Below are 23811 nucleotides of genomic sequence, written 5' to 3'. Positions count from 1 at the left end.
TCAGTATTATTAACTAAAAAATACTTGATTCCGCCATTTTATTATCGATAATGATTCTCGTTTTTAACTATAAGCCACCTCTGATATTTTTTATTATCTCGGTAGCCAGAATCATATTACTCAGGAAAGGATTTCCTAATGGCGTTTACATTGAGATCAGCATCAACTTCAGATGCTTCACACAGCAAAGTATTTTCTTTATCAACATTAGCCGTCGCCCTTGCTATGACTGGATTCAGTACCTTAGCCGCTAACGACGTGATCCACGTAACCACTACCCCTCTAAATAACGAAAAATTTGCCGTTGCCGAACAATTTGAGGTCATTGATACTACGGCACCAGAACAACAAACTGCCTCATCTGCTCTCGATTTGTTAAAGGGTCAAGCGGGCATTTTTGTGACTGGAGCAGGTAGTACCTATGGGCAGTCAGTGCAGATGCGAGGCTACGATTCACGTGGCGTAAAAATTATGGTGGATAATGTTCCCCAAGATTTTTATTCGGGCTTATTTGATGCCACCTTCATTGATCCATCATTGATCAGCAAAACTTACATTCATAAAGGCGCGTCTTCTGTACAACATGGAAGCGGCGCACTGGCTGGAACTATTTCCATCAAAACGTTAACGCCATCGGATATTCTTAAGCCCGACCGAAAATTTGGTGGTCGTTTATTCGGTGGAATGAATCGCAATGACCCCAGTTATCATGCGGGAGCCACGCTTTTAGGGCGTTTAGGTCCACTAGATGGCGTAATCAGTTACACCCAACGGAAAAAACAGCTAGCTGGATCGCCTGTTTCCAATAAGTATGACCATCGAGAATCAGTGCATAACTGGTTATTCAAAACAACGTGGTATGCGCTTCCCGCCTATTCTATCGGTTTGCATTACAAAGAATACCGCAATGATGCCATTGACTTAAAACAACCAGAAGTCATTGACACCCGTCAACCTAAATTTAAAAACTCCCCTCACCAGAGGGAAACCATACAAAAAGACATTATCATTGACCAAAATTTCACACCTAATAATCCATTGAATTGGCAGGCAAATTGGTCACTTTATTACACCAACCTTCATCTTTCACAATTAGATTTACAGAAAAAATCAAACATTTTTACGTCATACAGTTATGACACTGAAACGCGTAATCAATACACCTATGGAAGTCAGTTTTCTAATGACTTTTCTATTCATACGCCACGTATAAGTCACCATATTCAAAGTGGAATTGATTATGTTCAGCAACATCAGAAGTCTAATGAATACGCTATAAGCTACCCTCCAGCCGAGATTTCGAATGCTTCTGCGTGGTTAATCGATGATGTAAGCTTAAAAAGCGTGCCTGTGACTTTGTCTGCGGGAACCCGTTTTACCCATTACAAAACTGCACGTGAAAATGTTGGCAAACAGCAGCACAATAATTGGTCATCGCGTTTTGCCGCTACCGTCACACCAACGAGTTGGGTCAAATTACATTCATCCTATGCCGAAAGTTATCGTGCCCCACGTCTCTCTGAACTCTACAATAACTCTAACCATTTTACTGTTCCCCTACTCGGTCTTGTCTCTGATTTCCGCCCATCACCCGATTTAAAACCGGAGACAAATAAAACGGTTGAGGCTGGATTCACTTTCAGTTTTGATAATTTTGTTTTGCAGGGTGATGAACTGCAAATTGGCTCAACTTATTTCCATACAAAGTCAAAAAATCACATCGTGACCAGTGGTGATTTTAAGAAGGTCAGTGGAAACTGGTTCCCATCGCAAATATTCTTGGAGAATATTCCATCTGCGACAATATCCGGGTTTGATAGCCACATTCGATATTCAAATGAGTGGTTTGACTTCAATATCAACCACAATATCACTGACGGGCGAGAAAATGATACGCATTATTCCCTATCGGCCATTCGCCCTGAAACACTGATAATGCGTTTCAATGCACCAATTGCAAACAGTGACGTCAACGTGGGTTGGTCCGGTGAATTTACCGCAAAAACTAAATTCATGGGGAACTCACAATATCAATCATCAAACCAAAATACAGAGAACGGGTTAGATCGCAAACACCGTGAAGTGATTCAATATGCAGGTTATGGCGTACATGACTTTTACGTAAACTACAAAGCCGACCAATTTGTCAAAGGGCTAAATACCACCCTGACCCTGAAGAATGCGTTTGATAGAAACTATGTCTCTTCTATGGGCGTACCACAGGAAGGTCGTAATTTTTATTGGAATGTGAATTATCAGTGGTAATTAATAAGTAACTACATATTGAAATCAGGTTCATTTACCCCAATCTTAAATTTCATGGGTAAATGAACCTTTCAATACATCGCACTATTGTTAAGAAAACAATTTACCTCGGAATTTCCTGTTAATTGTTATATTACCTTGAGTTATTTTGTTCATAATAACATCAAATAAAATTTCAATAATTTACTTGGTTAATAAAATAGAACAGCACCAACAATAAATTTGAATAAGTCTATTAACAGCCTAAATAAAGCTATTTTTATCCAGAAAAATAATCATAATCAATTGAATTAAAAGATAAATTAACATTCATCTATGTATGTATAGTTTTTCGCATTTCAATGAAAACTATCGTAACAATAGTTATTCTCATTCAAAAACCGCACGATTAGCCTATCGATATATCGGAAAAAAAGGAAGAATAGACCATAATTTCATGAGTTATTATTAGTTATTAATGAACAATAGCCTACTAGAGTAGGAGGTAGATATGTCAGAAAGTGTAGTCAATGAAATCATTAGATGGCTTGAAAGCCAATTACAACGCAATGAAGGCATCAAAATCGATACTATCGCGGATAAAAGCGGATATTCGAAATGGCATTTGCAGCGTGTATTTAAAGAACTTAAGGGCTGCACGCTAGGCGAATATGTTCGTAAACGTCGCCTGCTAGAAGCCGCTAAATCATTACGTGAAGGCAACTTACCTATTCTAGATATCGCGTTGCAATATGGCTTTAGCTCTCAAGCCACATTTACGCGTATTTTCAAGAAACATTTTGATACTACCCCTGCTAAATTCCGTCAAGCGGGTGAGTTACCAGAATGCAAAACTTTTATGACTTGCAATTGCCATCATTAAGCGCACATTAGATTTTCGTTACACCCTCAAACACCCATTCCAACGAAATCTATATTTTGAGCCGATAATCATCGGCTCTTTTTTTATCTCAGTTCGTTAACGAGCCAGTTTTCTAAATCTGCAAACTGTTCCGTCAACGCGGGCCACAGCGTCTTCATTTGTTTCATTAACTGACGGATGGTTTCCGTTTGGTAAACTTGCCCCACCAATTGCTGACTTAACCATTCTAATGGCGATGGATCGAGACTGTCGGTGAAAAATTGGCAGCGCGTGATCACGCCTTTTTCAATATCAAAATGAAACTCAATACCGCCCCATGGGAATCGGGTATCCGCCATGTGACTAAAAGCAGGCGCTTGCCCAAAGTTCCATTCCCAGCTACTTTGCTTCGCAAATGTCTCTGCAAAATTAGGTAAATCAGGGAGTTTTTCCGGTGAAATATATTCCGGTTCGACGGTTTCACCATAATAACTAAAGAAGCTATTTATGATCCCTTCGCACACTTTTTCATGAGAAATATCCGGTACTAGCTCATTTAAGTTGGCAACGCGAGAACGTACTGACGTAATCCCTTTGGCTTGCAGTTTTTTAGGATCAGGATTGAGGTAATTTGCTAAACGACTTAAATCGGTATTAATCAGTAAAGTACCGTGGTGAAAGCCACGATCTTTAGTTTCACGGTAGGCTGAGCCTGAAATTTTTCGTGGACCATTTTCAGTTTCGAGTACTAAATCATTACGCCCAGAAATTTCAGCGTGGATCCCGACTTTTGCCAGCCCATCCACAATAATTTGCGTTGAAATGGTTTTATCATATTCCGGTTTCCCTGCCATAAAGGTAAAACAGGTATTGCCTAAATCTTGAAATACAGCCCCGCCACCACTGCTACGACGCGCTAATCGAACATTATCTTGTTCCATTTTACGAGTGTTACACTCTTTCCATGGGTTTTGAGCGCGACCGATGACCACCGTATCGGCATTCCGCCATAAGAACATCACGCGTTGATCAGCTGACATTTGACGAAAAATGGTTTCTTCAACCGCTAAATTAAACCAAGGATCGAAGGATTCAGAAATAAATAAACGTAATGTAGACATTCGGCTATCCTAAAAGCAAAACTTGCTCCTAAGATAGCATAATCACTGAAGAATTAATGAGGAATGAAGCGAAATTAGATGCGCCGTGCCTGCCAAAACACTTTTCGCCAATAGCTATTATCCATCGATGAACGTATCACACCTTTACTGGTAGATGCATGGATAAATGTGTTGTCAGTATCGTAAATCCCAACATGCAGACCGTTTTCCCCTGATCCCGTTTTAAAAAATACAAGGTCACCCGGCATTAAATCCGATTTATCAATACGCGTACCTAAACGCGTTTGGTCAACCGTCGTACGCGGGACTTCAATCGCAAAGCGATCACTGAATGTTCGATAGACAAAACCCGAACAATCCACACCATTTTGGCTCATGCCGCCATAGTGATACGGCGTGCCATACCACTGGCTTAGCTGGTCTTTGAGCTGCGCGATAGTCATTATGGGATCAGACAATTGGGTTTTCATTGGCGGTGCTGACGTCCGTTTTACGGATGAAGAGCAGCCAATCAACACGAGGCAACACAGCAATGGTAGGTATTTGAGATTCACTATCATAGCGTACCTTATAGATAACCAGCGGGCATAGATAACCCCAAAATAATAACCTTAAGTGATATCTTAATACGCGAGACTATAATGTACAATGATCAACAGTACAGCGCATAAAAAATAAACACCTAAGGCTAATTATCTGATGCTATTTAGCTTTTTTCGTTAAAGGCTTAGAAGGTCGACTGATCAGCCATACGCCTAGCAGAATAAATGCAATCCCCGCCGCTTTTAACGCCGTTGCGGGTTCATTGAACCATGGCAACACCACCGCCAATATGTAAACGAAAACATAGCTGAGGCTGATAAGCGGGTAGGCTTTATTAAGCGCGATATATTTTAACGCAAATAGCCAACACAGCATCGATAACGCATAGCAGACTAACCCGACAAAGATAACCCCTAAACTTGCCGCATTATCTGCCAGCCATTCTAGCTGCAACCAGTGCCAACCTAGAGAGAACGATGGAAGCTCAACAACTCCCGCTTTCAGGCTGAGCTGTGCGACGGTGACTAATAGCGCACTACCGAGTACCCATAAGTATCCTTTATTCATACACTTATACTCATCAGTAGTATTCCCATCATGATTGAGGCAACCCCGAGCCAGTGGTTTAGCCCCGTTTGCTCATGGTAGACAAATTGCCCTATCAATGTGACCAAAACGAAATTAATACTGAGCATCGGGTAGGCAATACTGAGTGGCATTGTTTCCAATAACTTTAGCCAAAACAGCATTCCCAATCCCAACATTAATACCGCCAGCACCAGCCAACGAATGGCGGATGCGGCTTTATTATGTTTGTCTCCTTGCCAAACGACGACCGCTTGCTTTTGGGCTATTTGCCCAATGCAAGTCAACACACTGACAAGAAGTAATAGAAGTAATTGCGCTATCATTGTTTATGGTAAACCACTATCGCCATACGGGAATTCTTAATGACTTCATCCGGCTTCGGAATGTCTGGCAACCCTTCTTTTTTACCTAACAAGAACACCACGGTGACCTGCCCTTCTTGGCGAGCTTTTGCCAGCCATGCAGCAAATTCATCCGGTTTAACCAAACGATGCGCACTGTCTGGGTATTCCAAGCCATAAGTTAATTCACCGCTGCTATTATAGAGATAAATATTGGAATTTTTGGTTTCCCATGCCAGCCCCGCAGCTACGCCGACGTTACTTGCCATCAAATATTGACTGTTCATCAAGAGATCATGATTTTGATGAATAAAATTCTGCGGTAACTTCGAATCAATAGTGTTATTTGGTAATGCACTACCAATACATAAGCTGACCGCCAATGAACAAGATGCCGCCCACAGCCAATATTTCGCATTTAATACGGTACAGAGATAGCCGATGATCGCCCAAATTGAAAACGCCACAACCCCCAGCACCATTTTTGACCATTCATCATGCTCATATAGGGGCTTTTTGATCACACTGCTGACGATAATCACCGCTATCACGGCGGCAATCCCGATAACAATGTTAATAATTCCGTTGGCTTTCAATGCCTTCATGGTGCCATTACGTACACAATCCACACCATATTTCGCCATTAGCAGCGCCAATGGCGCCATAAACGGCAGCATGTAAGTCGGTAGTTTTCCGCGTGAAATACTGAAGAAAATCACCGGAACTACAAACCAACATAGTAAAAAGAACATATCTGGGCTAGATTTACGCTCTTTCCATCCTTTAATTAATGAGCCAGGTACTAAGCCCATCCACGGAATAGCCCCAAGCAAAATAATCGGAATGTAGTACCAGAATGGCGCAACGTGCTGAGCATCATCCGCCGTAAAGCGTTTCACATGCTCAATCCAAAAAAAGTAATTCCAGTAATCCGGTTCTTGTTTGGCTATGGCCAATGCCCACGGCAAGCTGATGATCACCGCAGTAATAATCGCTAATGGACCATATTTAAGCATTTCAAGGAAACGTTTTTGATACAAGGTGATAGGTAGCATCACAATGACAGGAATAGCTAAAGCTAAAAAGCCTTTGGTCATAAACGCCATACCACAGGCCAGCCCAAGAGCTCCCCATGCGGCGAGTTTGGTCTTAACCTCTCGAGCTTTCATCGCCCATAAGCAACAAAACATACTGGCGGCTATCCATAACGATAGCATCGGGTCAAGAACGCTGTATGTCCCTACTGCAAACACCAAGAACATCGAGATGTAGATGAAGCTTGCCACATAGGCAACATGGCTGTTACGCCACATCATTTTTGCCATGCGGTAAACCAGCAGAGTGCTCAATAAAATACAGAAGACAGAACCAAAACGAACTGCAAAGTTTGTGTCACCAAAAATCATTTGGCTAATATTGTTGATCCAATACCCCGCTACTGGTTTCTCAAAGTAACGAATATCCAGCATGTACGGCACTATCCAGTCACCGCGTTGTAGCATTTCGCGACTGATTTCCGCATAACGGGTTTCATCCGGCTGCCAAAGTAAACGACTGTTTAACGGCAACAAATAGGTCAAGACAAAAAAAAGAGCCAGCAGAGAGGCTCCTACTTTGCTCGCTCGGTTATTCAACATGGGTATTTTATTCCTCTTCTTGGCAGCCCAGCCAACCTTCTCGTCCCGGGAATGGGGCGCGAACCACTCTTCCTTTTGGAAGCGTATTGATGTCTTCAGGCAACAATTCACTCAATGTACAGAATTGGATTTCTTCTTGCTTAATTCGTTCCAATAATTGTGAAAATTGTTGTGACTTTGACATTCCTTCCACTTCCGTATGGATAGTGTAAACCGGAACACCTTGGTCATCTTTTATTGCTTGAAGAATAAAATCATTAAATTCTTCGTCTGTTACTACTGTACCGACGACTTCATCGTAGGTCGGCAACGTCACTGGAATTTGTACTGTTCCCAACGAACCATCGCGTAGAATAGGTCTAAATGGGAATTTTCCACGGCAGTCACTATTGTAGTCGAAATCAAACCTTTGTTTAACTTCGAGTACACGCTCGTCACCACGCCACCCTGCAACCGCAGAACAAGTGACTCGTTGACCTGTCGCGTGCTGCAATGCATCGACACCCAATTTCACTTGTTCAGTGAGTTGAGCTTCGCTCCATTTAGCCACTTTGGCTTGCCATCCTTGATGATCCCATGCATGTAAGCCGACTTCATGCCCAGCATCCAAGGTTTGTTTCATCAAATAGCCTAAATCTTTGGCGATTTTTTTACCTGGCCACGCAGTACCCGCCAGTAAAATATCTAAACCATACAAAGATGCCGCATTCGACCGTAGCATTTTCCACAGAAATTTAGGACGCAAAAGGCGCCATAAATGGCGCCCCATATTATCGGGTCCTACACTGAAGAAAAAGCTGGCCTGAATATCATGCTCTTTGAGCACTTTAAGTAATTGAGGAACCCCTTTCAATGTACCTTGATAGGTGTCCACATCGATTCTCAAGCCAACTTTTTTCATTATTTTTTGCTTTCCAGCTCTTCTACAGCACCCTGTAAGAAGAAGTCTAATGTTTCTTCAATGGTATCTTTCATGTCGATAGTCGGAACCCAGTCAAGTAAACGACGTGCGTTTTCAACACTTGGTTTACGATGCTCGACGTCTTGGTAACCTTGACCATAGTAGCTAGCGCTTTCGATTTCACGGAAGCCAGCAAATGGAGGGAACTTGCTACGAGCTGGGTGTTTTTCGAAGCTTTCTAACAGCATTTCCGCTAACTGACGAATACTTGCTTCGTTAGTTGGGTTACCGATGTTGATGATTTGACCATCACATTTGCCGTCTTTGTTTTCAATGATGCGGAACAGTGCTTCGATACCATCTTTGATATCTGTGAAGCAGCGTTTTTGTGCACCACCATCGACTAACTTGATTGGTGAACCTTCAACTAAGTTCAGGATCAACTGAGTAATCGCACGTGAGCTACCAATACGCGCAGAGTTCAGGCTGTCTAAACGTGGCCCCATCCAGTTAAATGGACGGAATAAGGTGAATTTCAGACCTTCTTTCGCGCCGTATGCCCAGATTACTCGGTCAAGTAACTGTTTAGATACAGAGTAAATCCAACGTTGTTTGTTGATTGGACCAACTATTAGGCGAGATTCGTCTTCATCAAACTCTTTATCATCACACATACCATAAACTTCAGAAGTTGATGGGAAGATGATACGTTTGTTGTATTTCACGCAGTAACGAACAACTTTCAGGTTTTCTTCGAAGTCTAATTCGAATACACGCAGTGGGTTACGGGTATATTCGATTGGCGTAGCGATAGCAACCAATGGCAGAATAACGTCACATTTTTTGATGTGGTATTCAATCCACTCAGTGTGGATGCTTACGTCACCTTCGATGAAGTGGAAGCGTGGGTTACCGATGAAGCGTTCAATTGCAGATGAACCAATATCCATACCATAGATATCGTAGTTGTCATCTTGTAACAGACGCTCAGTTAAGTGGTTACCGATAAAGCCGTTCACACCTAAGATCAGAACACGTTTACGACGCTTAACTTGCGCAGTTGGTTTAGCACCAACACGAACGTCAGTCACGATGCCCATTTCATTAGCTAGACGGTTGCCTTGCATGTATAAACCGGTTTCGCTTTGACCACTCACGATTTCCAGTGCGCCTTGACCACATGCGATACGAAGTGGGTCGCTAGATAATACGGTACCCGCAGCTTTACCTTGGTTATCGTCTAATACACGAGCACGCCATACGATCATTTTACGTGCACCTAAATAGGTGAACGCGCCTGGGTATGGTTCAGTCACTGCGCGGATCAGGCAGTTAATTTCTTTCGCGCTACGGCTCCAGTCGATTTGACCGTCATCAGCACAACGACGACCGAAGTAGCTTGCTTGGCTCTCATCTTGAGCAACAGTTTTATAGCTGCCCGCTTCGATTAATGGCAGAGTTTTATCTAACAGAACTTCTGCTGCTTCACGAACTTTCGCGTGCAGAGTCAGAGCAGTATCAGTATCCGTGATAGCCACTTTTTCTTGCGCTACGATGTCGCCAGCATCAGCTTTAGCGACCATTTTGTGCAGCGTCACGCCTGTTTCGCTTTCACCATTTAACAGTGCCCAGTTGATTGGTGCACGACCACGGTATTTAGGCAGTAAAGAACCATGCAGGTTGAAAGCGCCTTTCGGTGCTAATGCTAACAGTTCTTCGCTTAACATATCGCGATAGTAGAAAGAGAAAATCACATCAGGTTTCATCTCACGAATACGTTCAATCCACAGTGGGTGGTTAACGTTTTCTGGAGCGAAAACAGGAAGTTCCATATCTGCACTGACACGAGCTACAGAAGAGTAAAAGTGGTTTTCATTTGGATCATCAGTGTGTGTAAATACTGCCTGAATATCAAAACCCGCTTTCTCAAGCGCTTTTATCCCTACACAGCCAATATCATGATAGGCAAAAACAATAGCTTTCATTAGTTTTCTTCCTGATTTTTGTCGGTTTTAAGGTCTGCACCGACGACTTTTTGAATAAAATAACGAGGTCTCGCGCGCACATCATTATAGATCCTACCGATGTATTCGCCCAATAATCCCATAGCAACAAACTGCGCGCCGATAAACATAAAGAGTATCGCAAACAGTGTAAATACGCCGTCAGCTGCCCAGCTCGCACCGAACAGTAAACGTAAAACAATTAACAACACTGCCAGCACAAAGCCACCAGCAGCGATAATGCTACCAACCACGCTTAACAGACGCAGAGGCGCAGTCGTTAAACAAGTTAATAAGTCATACATTAAATTAATCAGCTTCATAAAGCTGTATTTTGAATCACCAAACTCGCGTTCAGCATGCGCTACATCAATTTCGATGGTTCTACGCGCAAATGTATTCGCTAAAATAGGAATAAAGGTGCTGCGCTCATGGCATTGAAGCATCGCTTCAATGATATGACGGCGATAGGCACGCAGCATACAACCGTAGTCACCCATTGAACGACCAGTCGCCTTGGTGATCATCGCATTGATCATTTTTGATGCCGTTTTGCGGAACCATGAATCTTGACGGTTAGCACGACGAGTTCCAACAACATCATAGCCTTGGGCCGCTGTTTGCACTAAACGAGGGATCTCTTCCGGTGGGTTTTGTAAGTCCGCATCAAGAGTGATAACTAAGTCGCCATCCGCTTGATTGAAACCCGCCATGATCGCAGAGTGTTGACCATAGTTGCGGTTTAAAATGATCGCAATGACATGGTTATCTGGATTTTCAGCCGCCTCAACCAACATTTTTGCAGAACGATCGCTACTTCCATCATCAACCAAAATTAACTCATAAGCTTGAGTCAATTGTTTACAGGATTTAATCGTACGTTCTAACAGCTGAGGCAGACTTTGCTCTTCGTTATAAACAGGGATTACTACTGAGACTTTTTTAATCTCATCAAATTCATCAGCTAATGACACTATTTTGACTCCAAAAGGACTGTATTAATCGCACTCACTACCCGTTCAACATCCGCGTCAGTCATGTCTGGGAACAGAGGCAATGAGCAAAGCGTTGCACTATTCCATGTTGATTCTGGTAATGACAGCTCTGGGTATTTTTCGCGGTAATATTTTTGCGTATGAGCTGCACGGAAATGTAATCCCGTACCAATATTATGCTCTTTCAACTTCTCCATAAATGCATCGCGGTCAATGCCACATACAGACTTATCAACACGCACCATAAATAAGTGGTTGGCGTGTAAATGTGGGTATTCTGGCACAGATAACATCTGTAATGGAGAGTCTTTCAGTAACTCACGGTAGCGTGCCGACAGTTCCGCTCGGCGCTGGTTTAAATACTCAACGCGGGATAATTGTACTACTGCAATCGCCGCATGAATATCAGATAGGTTATATTTGAAACCCGGCTCAACCACTTCTGCTTGTGGTTTACGACCTTGCATTTGGCGATCAAACGCATCGACGCCTAAACCGTGGAATTTTAATGCACGAACACGCTGAGCAAGTGCATCGTCATCAGTGGCAACTAAGCCACCTTCCGCACAAGTCACATTTTTGATTGCATGAAATGAGAAAATGGCCGTGCCCTTCTCACCAATCCACTCATTTTTATAACGTGTTCCAACCGCATGAGCCGCATCTTCAATGAGGAAAACGCCCGCTTTTTGTGCGATGGCACGTAGGGCATCTAAATCACAGGGGGCACCAGCATAATGAACAGGGATTATTGCCTTCGTTTTGCTCGTTAAGGCTTTTTCTACTGCTTCTGGCTGAATCATGAGGGTATCACGATCAACATCAATCATAACTGGCGTTGCACCTAGCAACTCAATCATATTGATAGTTGAAACCCATGTTTGTGACGGAGTGATAACCTCATCACCTGGACCAATACCCAGCGCCATCAAAACAACATGCATACCAGCAGTTGCCGATGCAAGGGCAATCGCATGCTTGCAACCATAACGTTTGCAAAAATCTTCTTCTAATTGATGATTCTGTGGGCCTGTCGTGATCCAGCCTGAACGCAGAACGTTTTCTACTGCCTTAACCTCTTCATCCCCGATTGCTGGTTTTGAAAACGGAAGGAAATTGCTCATATTGTTTGTAGCCTAGTTTCATTATAAATAGGATATTCTAGTTAAAATTACTTTAACCGAACCTCAACACCAGTCATCATTACTGCAATCATTGCCGTGATACGGGCAATAAGAACACGATTAGCTAATTAGTATGATCGTTAATTTGCCATACTTTATTCAATGAGCTCTGATTGAGTTTTATATCAGCCATAAATACATCTGACAAATGACTTTCTGTCATGACATTGTCAGGCTCACCTGCATAGATAATTGTGCCTTTCTTCATCATCCAAATTCGACTTGCATTTTTATAAGAATGACTAAGATTATGTCCACTCATTATAACTGTTCCTGCGCAATGACAAAAACATTTCACCCATTTATCTAGCATTCCTTGCTGAATAATATCTAAATTGTTTATTGGTTCATCAAATAAGATTATTTTTCCGCTCAAACAGTCCCTATCCCATACCTGCAAAAATACAGCAACTATCCTAATTCGCTGCCATTCCCCACCAGATAATTGGTTAATAGGCTTAGATAATAATGGAGAAAGCTGGAAATCTTCACATAATTCGCTAAAAATCATGGGCGGAATGACATGCTGCTCAATAAACAAGGATAAGTATTGAAACACTTTTAAACTCGGTAAAATTCCTGTTTGCTGTGTGAGATACGAACGATACCTTGCAACATCCTGAACAGCATAATCTTTCAGATTGACACTATTAAATAAAATCGTTCCTATGTAAGAAGTGCAGCCAATCAACGCTGAAAGTAACGTACTTTTTCCTGCCCCATTGGCACCTAATAGGTGTATCTGCTCCCCTGCAAAAACGGACTGGTTAATATCCCGTAATCGGTTTTTCACACTCAGATTTTGCATTTCAATTATCACTGTTTTATTCATATTACTGTCGCCATGTATGATTTTTGACGAGAAGGTAAATAAAAATAGGAGCACCCAAGGTCGCGGTAATCACGCCAATCGGAATTTCAGCATTGTCTATCAGTAATCGGGACAACAAATCTGCAATTAATAAGCATAGCGCCCCAGCAATTGCACAGGCTGGTAATAAAAAACGGTTATCGGTGATCCCACTTAGCCTTAATATGTGGGGGATCACTAATCCTATAAAACTAATTGCCCCCGCAATTGCCACACTGAGCCCAATTAATATTCCGGTAATGATAATTAATATTAATCGCCAGCGATGCGTAGAAATACCCAATTGATAGGCTTGAATATCCCCCAGTAATATATAATTTAAAATTTTTCCCTGAGTTATTGCCCAAAATAAAAACGGTAGACAAGCAATGACCAATCCTATTTGACGCCAATCTACACCACTGAAGCTGCCCATCATCCAATACAGTAATTGGCGTAAATCTAAATTACTGCTCATGTAGACCATCCATGTCATACACGCACCGCTGATCACGCCAAGCGCAACGCCAACTAATAATAAGCTGGCATTATTCAAATGTTGATGGCGAGCAAAATAGAGTAAAATACCGGTGAGGACTAAAGCACCGAGAATGGCACTTATGCTAACTAGCCAATAATAGGTAATACCCGATGAGAGCAATACGGTAAAAACAACCGCCACTCCAGCACCATTACTGATCCCTAGCAATCCAGGCTCCGCTAATGGATTCTCAAATAACGCTTGCATGATGGCGCCTGTCACCGCCAATGATGCTCCAATGGTGATCACCGCAAGGAGCCGAGGTAAGCGAATTTGCCAGACAAATAATTGTGCTGAATCATCCATCCATTGGCTTGGCCAATACCAAATTTCCCCTGCACTGAGCGATAGCATTGCAATGATAAAAAGACTCAGTAACAACAGCATTATCAACCCCATATCGGATTGAAATTGTTGTTTTTGTAATTGTTTCAAGGAAATAGTCATTACATTTACAATAATTATCTTTTGTTAAAAAAATAAGCGCGTTTTATATAAGAGAGAGCATAAGAAAAAATTTAAACTGCTGCCAATTTTAATTTTACTTCTACTTCTACTTCTACTCTTAACCATAATAAAGGTTTACATATGAAACCAAACACAGTTAGCTCCTTTTCTAAACCGCAACTCTCTGCAAACAACATAAAAGAGACTGACCAAACTGAGAATAAGGCTAGCAATCACTTTAAAACATCGCTAAAAAAAGTAACTCAATCGTTTGTTAGCTTTTTTTCTTTATTTTTTAGTTCCCAAAGCAAACAAACCAGCAAGAAACAAATCGTTTTAAGTGAACCCTTTGTTATGATTAGCCAACCAAACAAAGATACACCCGCTCGCACCGTTTCCTTTGCAGATGAAACTTCCGCAAAAAACTTATCACCTCAAGATGAAATCATTCCCCAAGATGGTTTAACAGGGCATACCGTAGCCGATGCTGCACGAGCCGCTGCATTACACATAATTGCACAGCATAAAGCCCAGCGAGCAGAAAAAATACGAAAAAACGAAATAACTAAGTTACAACAAAGCAATGTGGAACTTATTAATAATTATGATCGTCTCTCTGACATAGATAGAGAGAAAAACCGTGCCATTAACCTGCTAGGTAGTACAATTCTTAAGCATAACGAGTATTCAAAAAGTGAAGGTATATTTCGTACTGAAGGCAGCAAAAATGCCGTCAGCGAACTCGTTAATAAGATAAATGACCCAGAAAGTGCTCATTACCATCTTACACAACTAGAGCACTATCCTTTAACAACATTAGCCAGCGCGTTTAAAAAAATAGCAGGCGAATCACTCAGAAAAACGAGCAACATTGACTTCAAATCAGATATTTCATTTGATGACTTACAAGCCTGTGCTGATGCAGTAAAAAATAAAGAAGATGTGACCCAACAAATTAAAAGTAATGAACAATTAAAAAATAGAGCCCTTTCGATTTTAAAAAACTGTGACAATAGGATCTACAGCGCATTAAATCGCCTGGCACCACCACCATTAACATTACAGCTTGTTACTCGCTTTTGTGCTCTTATTTCCAATAATGAAGCATCTCATAAAATGTCCATCAGAAATTTAGCTGTGATTTTCGCACCACACTTGATAAACACAAGCAACACACCGCAACATAATAGCCAGGATTCTCTTACTGAGCTCCGAAAAGAAGCTGAAGCGACTAAACTAGCTGAGAACTATATTGCTGCGTTAATCCATCAAGAGAAAAATATGTTTCACCACATTTAAAAGTGTGTCTATTACTTAAAAACAAAAGACCGCCTAGGCGGTCTTTTTTATTACTCTGCTATTCAGAGAATAGGATTACTCTTTTGGCGTTGCTTTTTCCACACGGCTTTTTAATTTTTGGCCTGGGCGGAAAGTAACAACACGACGAGCAGTGATTGGAATATCTTCCCCAGTTTTAGGGTTACGACCGGGACGTTGATTTTTATCACGTAAATCAAAGTTACCGAATCCAGATAATTTAACTTGCTCACCGTTTTCTAAGGAAAGGCGAACCTCTTCAAAGAAAGTTTCAACAAGGTCTTTCGCATCACGTTTGCTAACACCCAGTTTTTCAAACAAATTTTCTGACATTTCAGCTTTAGTAAGCGCCATAAGTTTAGTCCCTCAAGGAGGCTTGGAATCGCTGTTTTAACGCAGCAACACACAGATCAACGGTCGCGGTAATCTCTTCTTCTTCCATGGTACGCTGAGTATCTTGGAAGACGAGACTGATAGCGAGACTCTTATAACCCTCTGCTATCCCCTCACCACAATACACATCAAATAAGTTTATGCCAACTATATGATTTATGCCAACTTTTTTACATTCTGCTAAAACTTCGGCAGCTGCTACAGTTTCTGGCACAACCACAGCAATGTCACGACGGTTCGACGGATAACGCGAAATCGCTTTCGCTTCTGGAATAACACGCTGTGCGATTGCATCAGTACGAACTTCAAACACGACTGTACGACCATTTAAATCGAGTTTACGTTCTAGTTCTGGGTGAACAACACCGATAAAGCCAATATGTTCATTTTCCAGATAAATCCCAGCACTTTGCCCAGGATGTAGTGCTGGATGTGCTTCAGATTTAAATGTAATTTGATTTAGTTTTCCAGTCAATTCAAAAACAGCTTCAAGATCACCTTTTAAATCAAAGAAGTCAACAACTTGTTTATCTAATGACCAATGTTCATCGAATTTGTTGCCCGTGATCACACCCGCCAGCATGTTTTCCTGACGAATACCATATTCTGCTTGATTATCAGGCGTAAAGCGCAGACCTGTCTCAAATAAACGAATTCTGTTTTGTTGACGATTTTGATTATAGACCACAGTGCCTAATAAACCAGTCAGCAGAGACAAACGCATGGCGGACATATCAGCTGAGATTGGATTTGGCAGAGAAAGTACTTCTTCCTGCGGGTGTAATAGGCTCTGAATTTTAGGGTCTACGAAGCTGTAAGTAATCGCTTCTTGATAACCACGGTCAACTAACATCGCTTTAATACGTTTCAGCGGTAAATTAGCTTCTTTATGGTCAGTCATAATCAAATCAGCACGCAGCGGTACATCTGGGATATTGTTATATCCGTATACGCGAGCGACTTCTTCAACTAAATCTTCTTCGATTTGCATATCGAAACGCCAGCTTGGTGCCACCACATCCCAGCAATCTTCTGAAACTTGGACTTGGCAACCTAAACGTTTCAGGATATCGGTCACCGTTTCGTCTGCAATCACGTGACCGATTAAACGGTCTAATTTTTTACGCGTCAGCTTAATATTTGCTGGTTTTGGTAAATGTGCTTTGCTAGAAACGTCAATGATTTCACCGACTTCGCCACCACAAATATCGACGATCAATGCTGTTGCACGTTCCATCGCTTTAAATTGCAGCTGCGAGTCAACACCACGTTCAAAACGGTGTGAAGCATCAGTGTGCAGACCGTAATTACGAGCACGGCCTGTGATAGCCAGTGGTTCGAAGAATGCGCATTCTAATAAAATGTTCTTGGTTTCAGTGTTAACACCTGAGTGCTCACCACCAAAGATACCCGCGATACCCAAAGCTTGAGTTTCATCGGCAATAACCAGCGTGTCAGATTTCAAAGTCGCTTCAGTACCGTCTAGCAGTACTAGCTTCTCTTCATCTTTCGCCATACGCACAACGATTGCGCCATTTAAACGATCTAAATCATAAGCGTGTTGTGGCTGACCTAATTCCAACAGAACATAGTTTGTGATATCAACCACAGCATCAATAGAACGAACACCGCCACGACGTAGTTTTTCTTTCATCCACATTGGCGTTGGTGCGCTAACATCGATATTTTTGATAACACGACCTAAGAAACGTGGACATGCAGCAGGCGCTTCAACACGGATTGGGAATGTGTCTTTAATTGTGCTTGCCACTGGGCTGATTGCAGGTTCAACTAAATCTAATTTATTGATAACCGCGACATCACGCGCCACACCTAAGATACTTAAGCAATCTGCACGGTTTGGTGTAATGCTGATTTCAATCGCGTGATCATCTAATTTTAGGTATTCACGGATGTCAGTACCGATAATAGCGTCTTGCGGTAACTCAATAATGCCACTGTGATCATCAGAAATACCTAGCTCAGAGTATGAGCACAGCATGCCTTCAGACGGTTCGCCACGTAATTTCGCTGCTTTAATTTTGAAATCACCCGGCAATACAGCGCCGACGGTTGCAACGGCAACACGTAAGCCTTGGCGGCAGTTTGGTGCGCCACATACGATATCTAATAAGCGATCGCCGCCAACATTCACTTTCGTGACACGCAGTTTATCTGCGTTAGGGTGTTGTCCACATTCAACAACTTCACCCACAACAACACCATGGAATTGACCGGCAACGGTTTCAACGCCATCAACTTCCAGACCAGCCATGGTGATTTGGTCTGATAATTCTTCACTGCTTACCGCCGGGTTCACCCATTCGCGTAACCATAGTTCACTGAATTTCATGAGATAGACCCGCCTTATTTAAACTGTTTGAGGAAACGAAGATCGTTTTCGAAGAATGCACGAAGGTCAGAAACGCCATAACGCAACATGGTTAAACGCTCCATTCCCATACCAAATGCAAATCCAGAGTAGACCTCAGGGTCAATACCAACATTGCGTAATACATTAGGGTGCACCATACCGCAGCCTAATACTTCCAGCCATTTGCCGTTTTTACCCATAACATCAACTTCAGCAGAAGGCTCAGTGAACGGGAAATAGGATGGACGGAAACGAACTTGAACTTCTTCTTCAAAGAAGTTGTTCAGGAAGTCATGAAGTGTGCCTTTTAAGTTGGTAAAGCTAATGTCTTTATCAACAATCAGACCTTCAGTTTGGTGGAACATTGGGGTGTGAGTCTGGTCGTAGTCATTACGATAAACGCGACCTGGTGCAATAATACGGATTGGTGGTTGCTGACCATTCATCGTACGGATCTGCACACCAGATGTTTGAGTACGTAATAAACGTTTTGCATCAAACCAGAAAGTATCGTGATCAGCACGCGCTGGATGATGAGCAGGAATGTTCAGTGCATCAAAGTTATGGTAGTCATCTTCGATTTCAGGCCCTGTCTCAACAGAGAAACCTAATTCACCAAAAAATTCTTCAATTCGCTGAATGGTGCGAGTTACTGGGTGTAATCCACCATTTTCCATACGGCGACCTGGTAATGAAACGTCGATTTTTTCTGATGCTAAACGTGCATTCAGAATATCGGCTTGCATTGCATCTTTACGGGCGTTCAGTGCATCTTGAACTTGGACTTTAGCTTCATTAATCACAGCCCCTGCTGCTGGGCGTTCATCCGCAGGCAGATCACGCAACGTTTTCATCTGGAGTGTGAAGTGGCCGCTTTTGCCTAAAAATTCAACACGCACTGACTCTAACGTCGCAACATCTTGGGCCTGTTCAATGGCTGCTTTTGCCTGTGCAACCAATTCAGCGAGATGTGGCATTGTTTCCCCTTTATGACCACTCGGTCTTTTGCTAGTTATTCACTAAATTTATCATCACAATCATATTAATAAGATGTGAATACCTGACTGATTTTACTGTATTTTCTATCAAACCAAAAACAAAAAAGCCTCCTAACGGAGGCTTTAGCGTAACTTTTCGTTTCTATTCTACTCGCTATACGCAAAAGCCCCCGAGATTCAGGTGCTAAAGTAAAAAAAGAAACGAAAAATTACGTTGTTCATTAAAATAGTCTCAAAAACACAAGGTTAAGGTTACTAATATAGACTGAAAGTATTAACACAAGCTGATTTTTAATACAAACATTATAAATGAAAAGAGGAAGTTTCCTTCCTCTCTTCAAGCAAACATTAAGCTAAAGCGCCTTTTGCTTTTTCAACTAAAGCAGTGAATGCTGCTTTATCGAAAACTGCGATGTCTGCTAAGATCTTACGGTCGATTTCAATTGAAGCTTTTTTCAAGCCATTGATGAAACGGCTGTAAGACAGACCGTTCTGACGAGCCGCAGCGTTGATACGCGCGATCCACAGTTGACGGAACTGACGTTTACGTTGACGGCGGTCACGGTAAGCATATTGACCAGCTTTGATTACCGCTTGAAACGCTACGCGGTAAACACGTGAACGTGCACCATAGTAACCTTTCGCCTGTTTCATGATTTTCTTGTGACGTGCACGTGCGATTACACCACGTTTTGCGCGAGCCATAGCTATCTCCTATCGTCTTTATTCTTAATTAACTAAATGTTTACTTATGCGTAAGGCAGGCAAGCAACAACCAGACCCAGATCGCCCTTAGATACCATTCCTTTCGGACGTAAATGGCGTTTACGCTTAGTAGACTTTTTAGTCAGAATGTGACGAAGGTTTGCATGCTTACGCTTAAAGCCACCGCCTGCAGTTTTTTTAAAGCGCTTTGCTGCGCCACGTACAGTTTTAATCTTTGGCATTTCTTTTATTTCCAACTTCGCATTGTGATTAACTACGAATTAATTAGGCGAATAATACTCACATTACTGTGAAACTATTACTTGGTTGCCTAATTATTTCTTCTTCGGTGCCAGCACCATAATCATTTGACGCCCTTCAATCTTCGAAGGGAATGATTCAACAGATGCTAACTCTTCCAAATCAGATTTGATGCGATTAAGCATTTCCATACCGATTTGCTGGTGAGCCATTTCACGACCACGAAAACGCAGTGTTACTTTCGCTTTATCACCATCTTCTAGAAAGCGAATCAGGTTGCGTAGTTTGACCTGATAATCACCTTCATCTGTACCAGGGCGGAATTTAATTTCCTTCACCTGAACAACTTTTTGTTTCTTTTTCTGTTCTTTTTGAGACTTGCTCTTCTCATAAAGGAATTTGCCGTAATCCATAATACGACAAACTGGCGGTTCAGCATTTGGGCTGATTTCTACGAGGTCAACACCTGCTTCTTCAGCTTTTTCAAGCGCTTCACGCGCGCTCATGATGCCTAACTGTTCGCCGTCTAAACCGGTTAAACGGACTTCAGGAACACGAATTTCATCATTAATACGATTTGGTCGTGTTGATGGGATTCTTTTTCCGCCTTTAATACTTCATTCCTCCAACTGGATAAAGAGATTTGCTACATTCTCTAAAGCAAGCGCCTCGGTAATGCCTTTTTAAACAACTTATTACCCGAACGCGATATTCTTTTTTAGCTTTAACTCGAACAAGGCGAGTTTTACAAAGCGATTCGACCGCGGATTTTACTGCTTATTGTGAGATTACTCAAGCAGATATTCAAATTATTCACTAAGGATCATGTAAATAACTGGGTCTATCAATAAAAAAACGCGAGTGAGGTGCAATCCCCACTCGCGTTCTTAATCATGACCTATTATTTTTTCTTAGGTCCCATCACCATAATCATTTGGCGCCCTTCAATACGTGAAGGGAATGATTCGACGACGGCGAGCTCTTCCAAATCAGCCTTGATGCGGTTAAGCATTTCCATACCGATTTGTTGGTGAGCCATTTCACGACCACGGAAACGCAGTGTGATTTTCGCTTTATCACCATCTTCTAAGAAACGAATGAGGCTACGTAATTTAACTTGGTAGTCTCCTTCATCTGTTCCTGGACGGAATTTAATTTCCTTCACCTGAACAACTTTTTGTTTCTTTTTCTGCTCTTTCTGAGATTTACTCTTCTCATAAAGATACTTGCCGTAATCCATGATTCGACAAACTGGTGGCTCTGCGTTTGGGCTGATTTCAACTAAATCAACACCAGCCTCTTCCGCTTTGGCAAGTGCGTCACGCACACTCATTACACCAAGTTGTTCACCGTCAATGCCAGTAACACGAATTTCAGTTGCACGGATCTCTTCGTTAATACGATTCGGACGTGCTGTTGGGAGTTTTTTTCCGCCTTTAATACCTTATTCCTCCATCTGATTGAGCTGACGACTGCGAATTTCTTCCTGTAGTTTAGTCATGAATTCGTTAACATCAAGGCTGCCTAAATCTTTACCACGACGGGTACGAACAGACACTTTACCTGATTCAACTTCTTTCTCACCACAAACCAACATGTAAGGAACACGACGCAGGGTGTGTTCGCGGATCTTAAAGCCGATTTTCTCGTTACGTAAGTCCGCTTTCGCACGAATGCCAACACTTTGCAGCTTGCTAACTAATTCTTGAACATAGTCTGCTTGACTATCTGTAATGTTCATCACAACAACTTGTTGTGGTGCTAACCATGTTGGGAAGAAACCGGCATATTCTTCCGTTAAGATACCGATAAAGCGCTCTAATGAACCCAGAACCGCACGGTGGATCATAACTGGCGTAATACGCTCATTATTTTCGCCAACATAAGAAGCATTTAGACGACCCGGTAAGAAGAAGTCTAATTGTACAGTACCGCATTGCCATGCACGGTCAAGGCAGTCATACAGTGTAAATTCAATTTTCGGACCGTAGAATGCACCTTCGCCCGGCTGGTATTCGAACTCAATACCTTTCGACTTCAGCGCATTGGCTAAGTCTGCTTCTGCTGTATCCCACATATCGTCTGTACCGATACGTTTTTCAGGGCGAGTAGACAGTTTTACAACGATTTTTTCGAAACCGAAAGTGCTGTAAACGTCATAAATCATCTCAATACAGCTAGTCACTTCGCCCAAAATTTGATCTTCAGTACAGAAGATATGGGCGTCGTCTTGGGTAAAGCCACGTACGCGCATTAAACCATGCAGTGCACCTGATGGCTCATTACGATGGCAGCTACCAAATTCTGCCATACGCAGTGGTAAATCACGATATGATTTTAACCCTTGGTTAAAGATCTGAACGTGACCTGGGCAGTTCATTGGTTTAACACAATATTCACGGTTCTCAGATGAGGTTGTGAACATTGCATCTTTGTAGTTTTCCCAGTGACCTGTTCTTTCCCACAATACGCGGTCCATCATAAATGGGCCTTTAACTTCTTGGTAATTGTAGGATTTTAGTTTGGTACGTACAAAAGTTTCCAGTTCACGGAAAATTGTCCAACCATCGTTATGCCAGAATGCCATACCCGGCGCTTCTTCCTGCATATGATATAAATCTAATTGCTTACCAATTTTACGGTGGTCACGCTTCGCCGCTTCTTCTAAGCGCAGCAGATATGCAGCAAGCTGCTTTTTATCTGCCCATGCAGTACCGTAAATACGTTGCAGCATTTTATTATCGCTGTTACCGCGCCAGTATGCCCCTGCCACTTTTTGTAATTTAAAGTGGTGACAGAAACGCATATTTGGTACGTGTGGACCGCGACACATATCAATATATTCTTGGTGGTGATATAAACCTGGGCGATCATCTTGGCTAATATTTTGATCCAAGATTTCAACTTTATAATCTTCGCCACGGTTTACGAATGTTTCACGAGCTTCTGCCCAAGAAACACGTTTTTTAACCACATCATAATCTGTTTTGGCAAGCTCAAGCATACGCTTTTCTAGCTTGTCCAAATCTTCCTGGGTCAGCGTATAGTCAAGGTCAATATCATAATAGAAACCGTTGTCGATAACTGGACCGATTGCCATTTTGGTATTTGGCCACAATTGTTTAATTGCATGACCTAATAAGTGAGCACAAGAGTGACGAATGATTTCTAGACCATCATCATCTTTACTCGTGATAATTGACAGGTTTGCGTCATGCTCGATCAGTTCACAAGCATCTACCAGCTCACCATTAACACGACCAGCTATACATGCTTTTGCTAGACCGGCGCCGATATCGCGAGCCACATCCATGACAGAAACTGCATGGTCGAATTGACGCTGACTTCCATCAGGAAGAGTAATAACAGGCATTAAAAAATCCTTATCAGCAGTGGTGACCCACACGAAAGATCACTTGCTTGATTATTCCAAAGTTTATAAATCAATACGTTACTGACGATTTCTCACTTCACTATGCGAGATAGGTACACAATTATGTACACAT

At 42.1% G+C, this 23811-nt stretch carries 23 protein-coding genes and 1 other annotated feature; of the genes, 3 read left to right on the top strand and 20 right to left on the bottom strand.

Going from position 1 to position 23811, the window contains the following annotated elements; all coding sequences use genetic code 11:
- Positions 1-138: 138 nt before the first annotated feature.
- Together GKR71_RS19710 and GKR71_RS19705 are read left to right on the top strand one after the other, a co-directional pair.
- Positions 139-2265, top strand: coding sequence for a TonB-dependent receptor domain-containing protein (locus tag GKR71_RS19710; RefSeq protein WP_154634752.1), 2127 nt, complete (start codon positions 139-141; stop codon positions 2263-2265).
- A gap of 490 nt (positions 2266-2755) precedes the next feature.
- Complete coding sequence (locus GKR71_RS19705; RefSeq protein WP_006813273.1) at positions 2756-3127, top strand: helix-turn-helix domain-containing protein; 372 nt, start codon at positions 2756-2758, stop codon at positions 3125-3127.
- An 83-nt stretch (positions 3128-3210) separates the two neighbouring features.
- Here the strand turns inward: GKR71_RS19705 and GKR71_RS19700 are convergent, their stop codons facing one another.
- From GKR71_RS19700 to btuC, 11 genes are all read right to left on the bottom strand, one after another.
- Positions 3211-4227: a lipoate--protein ligase A gene (locus tag GKR71_RS19700; RefSeq protein ID WP_154609740.1), complete on the bottom strand. Its 1017-nt coding sequence runs from the start codon at positions 4225-4227 to the stop codon at positions 3211-3213.
- 74 nt (positions 4228-4301) lie between these two features.
- Complete coding sequence (locus tag GKR71_RS19695; RefSeq protein WP_154604012.1) at positions 4302-4787, bottom strand: C40 family peptidase; 486 nt, start codon at positions 4785-4787, stop codon at positions 4302-4304.
- 142 nt (positions 4788-4929) lie between these two features.
- Entirely contained in the window at positions 4930-5337 is a 408-nt protein-coding gene (gene arnF / locus GKR71_RS19690) for a 4-amino-4-deoxy-L-arabinose-phosphoundecaprenol flippase subunit ArnF (protein ID WP_036950445.1), read from the bottom strand.
- Complete coding sequence (gene arnE / locus GKR71_RS19685; protein WP_036950448.1) at positions 5334-5681, bottom strand: 4-amino-4-deoxy-L-arabinose-phosphoundecaprenol flippase subunit ArnE; 348 nt, start codon at positions 5679-5681, stop codon at positions 5334-5336. The genes arnF and arnE overlap by 4 nt, the downstream gene beginning before the upstream one ends.
- Complete coding sequence (gene arnT / locus GKR71_RS19680) at positions 5678-7336, bottom strand: lipid IV(A) 4-amino-4-deoxy-L-arabinosyltransferase (RefSeq protein WP_036950450.1); 1659 nt, start codon at positions 7334-7336, stop codon at positions 5678-5680. The genes arnE and arnT overlap by 4 nt, the downstream gene beginning before the upstream one ends.
- A gap of 7 nt (positions 7337-7343) precedes the next feature.
- Positions 7344-8237 carry a 4-deoxy-4-formamido-L-arabinose-phosphoundecaprenol deformylase gene (gene arnD, locus GKR71_RS19675; RefSeq protein ID WP_154600263.1) on the bottom strand — a complete coding sequence of 298 codons (894 nt, stop codon included), beginning with the start codon at positions 8235-8237 and terminating at the stop codon, positions 7344-7346.
- Complete coding sequence (gene arnA / locus GKR71_RS19670; RefSeq protein WP_154634751.1) at positions 8237-10222, bottom strand: bifunctional UDP-4-amino-4-deoxy-L-arabinose formyltransferase/UDP-glucuronic acid oxidase ArnA; 1986 nt, start codon at positions 10220-10222, stop codon at positions 8237-8239. Before arnA ends, arnD begins: the two co-directional genes overlap by 1 nt.
- Positions 10222-11214, bottom strand: a complete 993-nt coding sequence (gene arnC, locus GKR71_RS19665) for an undecaprenyl-phosphate 4-deoxy-4-formamido-L-arabinose transferase (RefSeq protein ID WP_036950457.1) — start codon at positions 11212-11214, stop codon at positions 10222-10224. The genes arnA and arnC overlap by 1 nt, the downstream gene beginning before the upstream one ends.
- Positions 11214-12359 carry a UDP-4-amino-4-deoxy-L-arabinose aminotransferase gene (gene arnB / locus GKR71_RS19660; RefSeq protein ID WP_036950459.1) on the bottom strand — a complete coding sequence of 382 codons (1146 nt, stop codon included), beginning with the start codon at positions 12357-12359 and terminating at the stop codon, positions 11214-11216. Before arnB ends, arnC begins: the two co-directional genes overlap by 1 nt.
- A 124-nt stretch (positions 12360-12483) precedes the next feature.
- A complete protein-coding gene (locus tag GKR71_RS19655) occupies positions 12484-13251 on the bottom strand; it encodes a vitamin B12 ABC transporter ATP-binding protein BtuD (protein ID WP_154609736.1) in 768 nt (255 codons plus the stop codon).
- A gap of 1 nt (position 13252) precedes the next feature.
- Positions 13253-14257 carry a vitamin B12 ABC transporter permease BtuC gene (gene btuC / locus GKR71_RS19650; protein ID WP_154634750.1) on the bottom strand — a complete coding sequence of 335 codons (1005 nt, stop codon included), beginning with the start codon at positions 14255-14257 and terminating at the stop codon, positions 13253-13255.
- Between the two features lie 141 nt (positions 14258-14398).
- Here btuC and GKR71_RS19645 point away from each other — a divergent pair, with 141 nt between their 5' ends.
- Positions 14399-15556, top strand: a complete 1158-nt coding sequence (locus tag GKR71_RS19645; RefSeq protein ID WP_036950464.1) for a Rho GTPase-activating protein — start codon at positions 14399-14401, stop codon at positions 15554-15556.
- 75 nt (positions 15557-15631) lie between these two features.
- Here GKR71_RS19645 and ihfA read toward each other — a convergent pair whose 3' ends face one another.
- From ihfA to thrS, 9 genes are all read right to left on the bottom strand, one after another.
- Entirely contained in the window at positions 15632-15928 is a 297-nt protein-coding gene (gene ihfA / locus GKR71_RS19640) for an integration host factor subunit alpha (protein WP_004263721.1), read from the bottom strand.
- 4 nt (positions 15929-15932) lie between these two features.
- Positions 15933-18320 (bottom strand): phenylalanine--tRNA ligase subunit beta, encoded by a 2388-nt coding sequence (pheT, locus tag GKR71_RS19635; RefSeq protein WP_036950467.1) that lies wholly within the window; start codon positions 18318-18320, stop codon positions 15933-15935.
- 14 nt (positions 18321-18334) lie between these two features.
- The gene (gene pheS, locus GKR71_RS19630) at positions 18335-19318 is read right to left on the bottom strand and encodes a phenylalanine--tRNA ligase subunit alpha (protein WP_036950469.1); all 984 of its coding nucleotides are present in this window, start codon (positions 19316-19318) and stop codon (positions 18335-18337) included.
- A gap of 118 nt (positions 19319-19436) precedes the next feature.
- Positions 19437-19567: a sequence feature (Phe leader region), on the bottom strand.
- Positions 19517-19561 (bottom strand): pheST operon leader peptide PheM, encoded by a 45-nt coding sequence (gene pheM / locus GKR71_RS19625; RefSeq protein WP_126437459.1) that lies wholly within the window; start codon positions 19559-19561, stop codon positions 19517-19519. (Overlaps the previous feature by 45 nt.)
- 120 nt (positions 19568-19687) lie before the next feature.
- Positions 19688-20044: a 50S ribosomal protein L20 gene (gene rplT / locus GKR71_RS19620; RefSeq protein ID WP_006659451.1), complete on the bottom strand. Its 357-nt coding sequence runs from the start codon at positions 20042-20044 to the stop codon at positions 19688-19690.
- Positions 20045-20088: 44 nt separating this feature from the next.
- Positions 20089-20286 (bottom strand): 50S ribosomal protein L35, encoded by a 198-nt coding sequence (rpmI, locus tag GKR71_RS19615; protein WP_004263702.1) that lies wholly within the window; start codon positions 20284-20286, stop codon positions 20089-20091.
- Between the two features lie 93 nt (positions 20287-20379).
- Positions 20380-20919, bottom strand: coding sequence for a translation initiation factor IF-3 (infC, locus tag GKR71_RS19610; RefSeq protein WP_071992133.1), 540 nt, complete (start codon positions 20917-20919; stop codon positions 20380-20382).
- A gap of 287 nt (positions 20920-21206) precedes the next feature.
- Positions 21207-21746 (bottom strand): translation initiation factor IF-3, encoded by a 540-nt coding sequence (infC, locus tag GKR71_RS19605; RefSeq protein WP_071992134.1) that lies wholly within the window; start codon positions 21744-21746, stop codon positions 21207-21209.
- A gap of 3 nt (positions 21747-21749) precedes the next feature.
- Positions 21750-23678, bottom strand: a complete 1929-nt coding sequence (thrS, locus tag GKR71_RS19600; protein WP_036950480.1) for a threonine--tRNA ligase — start codon at positions 23676-23678, stop codon at positions 21750-21752.
- Positions 23679-23811: the final 133 nt, after the last annotated feature.

Origin of the sequence: Providencia sp. wls1922 (assembly GCF_009706505.1) — a bacterium.
GTDB lineage: Bacteria > Pseudomonadota > Gammaproteobacteria > Enterobacterales > Enterobacteriaceae > Providencia > Providencia lanzhouensis.
The sequence above is the reverse complement of the archived record's forward strand: the minus strand, read 5'-3'. Positions and strand labels throughout refer to the sequence as shown.

Excerpts from the sequence above, each read along its gene's own strand:
- GKR71_RS19655 (WP_154609736.1), bottom strand. The coding sequence starts at position 13,251 with ATGAATAAAACAGTGATAATTGAAATGCAAAATCTGAGTGTGAAAAAC.
- GKR71_RS19700 (WP_154609740.1), bottom strand. The coding sequence starts at position 4,227 with ATGTCTACATTACGTTTATTTATTTCTGAATCCTTCGATCCTTGGTTT.
- GKR71_RS19705 (WP_006813273.1), top strand. The coding sequence starts at position 2,756 with ATGTCAGAAAGTGTAGTCAATGAAATCATTAGATGGCTTGAAAGCCAA.
- arnE (WP_036950448.1), bottom strand. The coding sequence starts at position 5,681 with ATGATAGCGCAATTACTTCTATTACTTCTTGTCAGTGTGTTGACTTGC.
- arnT (WP_036950450.1), bottom strand. The coding sequence starts at position 7,336 with ATGTTGAATAACCGAGCGAGCAAAGTAGGAGCCTCTCTGCTGGCTCTT.
- ihfA (WP_004263721.1), bottom strand. The coding sequence starts at position 15,928 with ATGGCGCTTACTAAAGCTGAAATGTCAGAAAATTTGTTTGAAAAACTG.
- arnA (WP_154634751.1), bottom strand. The coding sequence starts at position 10,222 with ATGAAAGCTATTGTTTTTGCCTATCATGATATTGGCTGTGTAGGGATA.
- rplT (WP_006659451.1), bottom strand. The coding sequence starts at position 20,044 with ATGGCTCGCGCAAAACGTGGTGTAATCGCACGTGCACGTCACAAGAAA.
- arnB (WP_036950459.1), bottom strand. The coding sequence starts at position 12,359 with ATGAGCAATTTCCTTCCGTTTTCAAAACCAGCAATCGGGGATGAAGAG.
- btuC (WP_154634750.1), bottom strand. The coding sequence starts at position 14,257 with ATGACTATTTCCTTGAAACAATTACAAAAACAACAATTTCAATCCGAT.
- thrS (WP_036950480.1), bottom strand. The coding sequence starts at position 23,678 with ATGCCTGTTATTACTCTTCCTGATGGAAGTCAGCGTCAATTCGACCAT.
- GKR71_RS19695 (WP_154604012.1), bottom strand. The coding sequence starts at position 4,787 with ATGATAGTGAATCTCAAATACCTACCATTGCTGTGTTGCCTCGTGTTG.
- GKR71_RS19710 (WP_154634752.1), top strand. The coding sequence starts at position 139 with ATGGCGTTTACATTGAGATCAGCATCAACTTCAGATGCTTCACACAGC.
- pheS (WP_036950469.1), bottom strand. The coding sequence starts at position 19,318 with ATGCCACATCTCGCTGAATTGGTTGCACAGGCAAAAGCAGCCATTGAA.
- arnD (WP_154600263.1), bottom strand. The coding sequence starts at position 8,237 with ATGAAAAAAGTTGGCTTGAGAATCGATGTGGACACCTATCAAGGTACA.
- rpmI (WP_004263702.1), bottom strand. The coding sequence starts at position 20,286 with ATGCCAAAGATTAAAACTGTACGTGGCGCAGCAAAGCGCTTTAAAAAA.
- GKR71_RS19645 (WP_036950464.1), top strand. The coding sequence starts at position 14,399 with ATGAAACCAAACACAGTTAGCTCCTTTTCTAAACCGCAACTCTCTGCA.
- arnF (WP_036950445.1), bottom strand. The coding sequence starts at position 5,337 with ATGAATAAAGGATACTTATGGGTACTCGGTAGTGCGCTATTAGTCACC.
- pheT (WP_036950467.1), bottom strand. The coding sequence starts at position 18,320 with ATGAAATTCAGTGAACTATGGTTACGCGAATGGGTGAACCCGGCGGTA.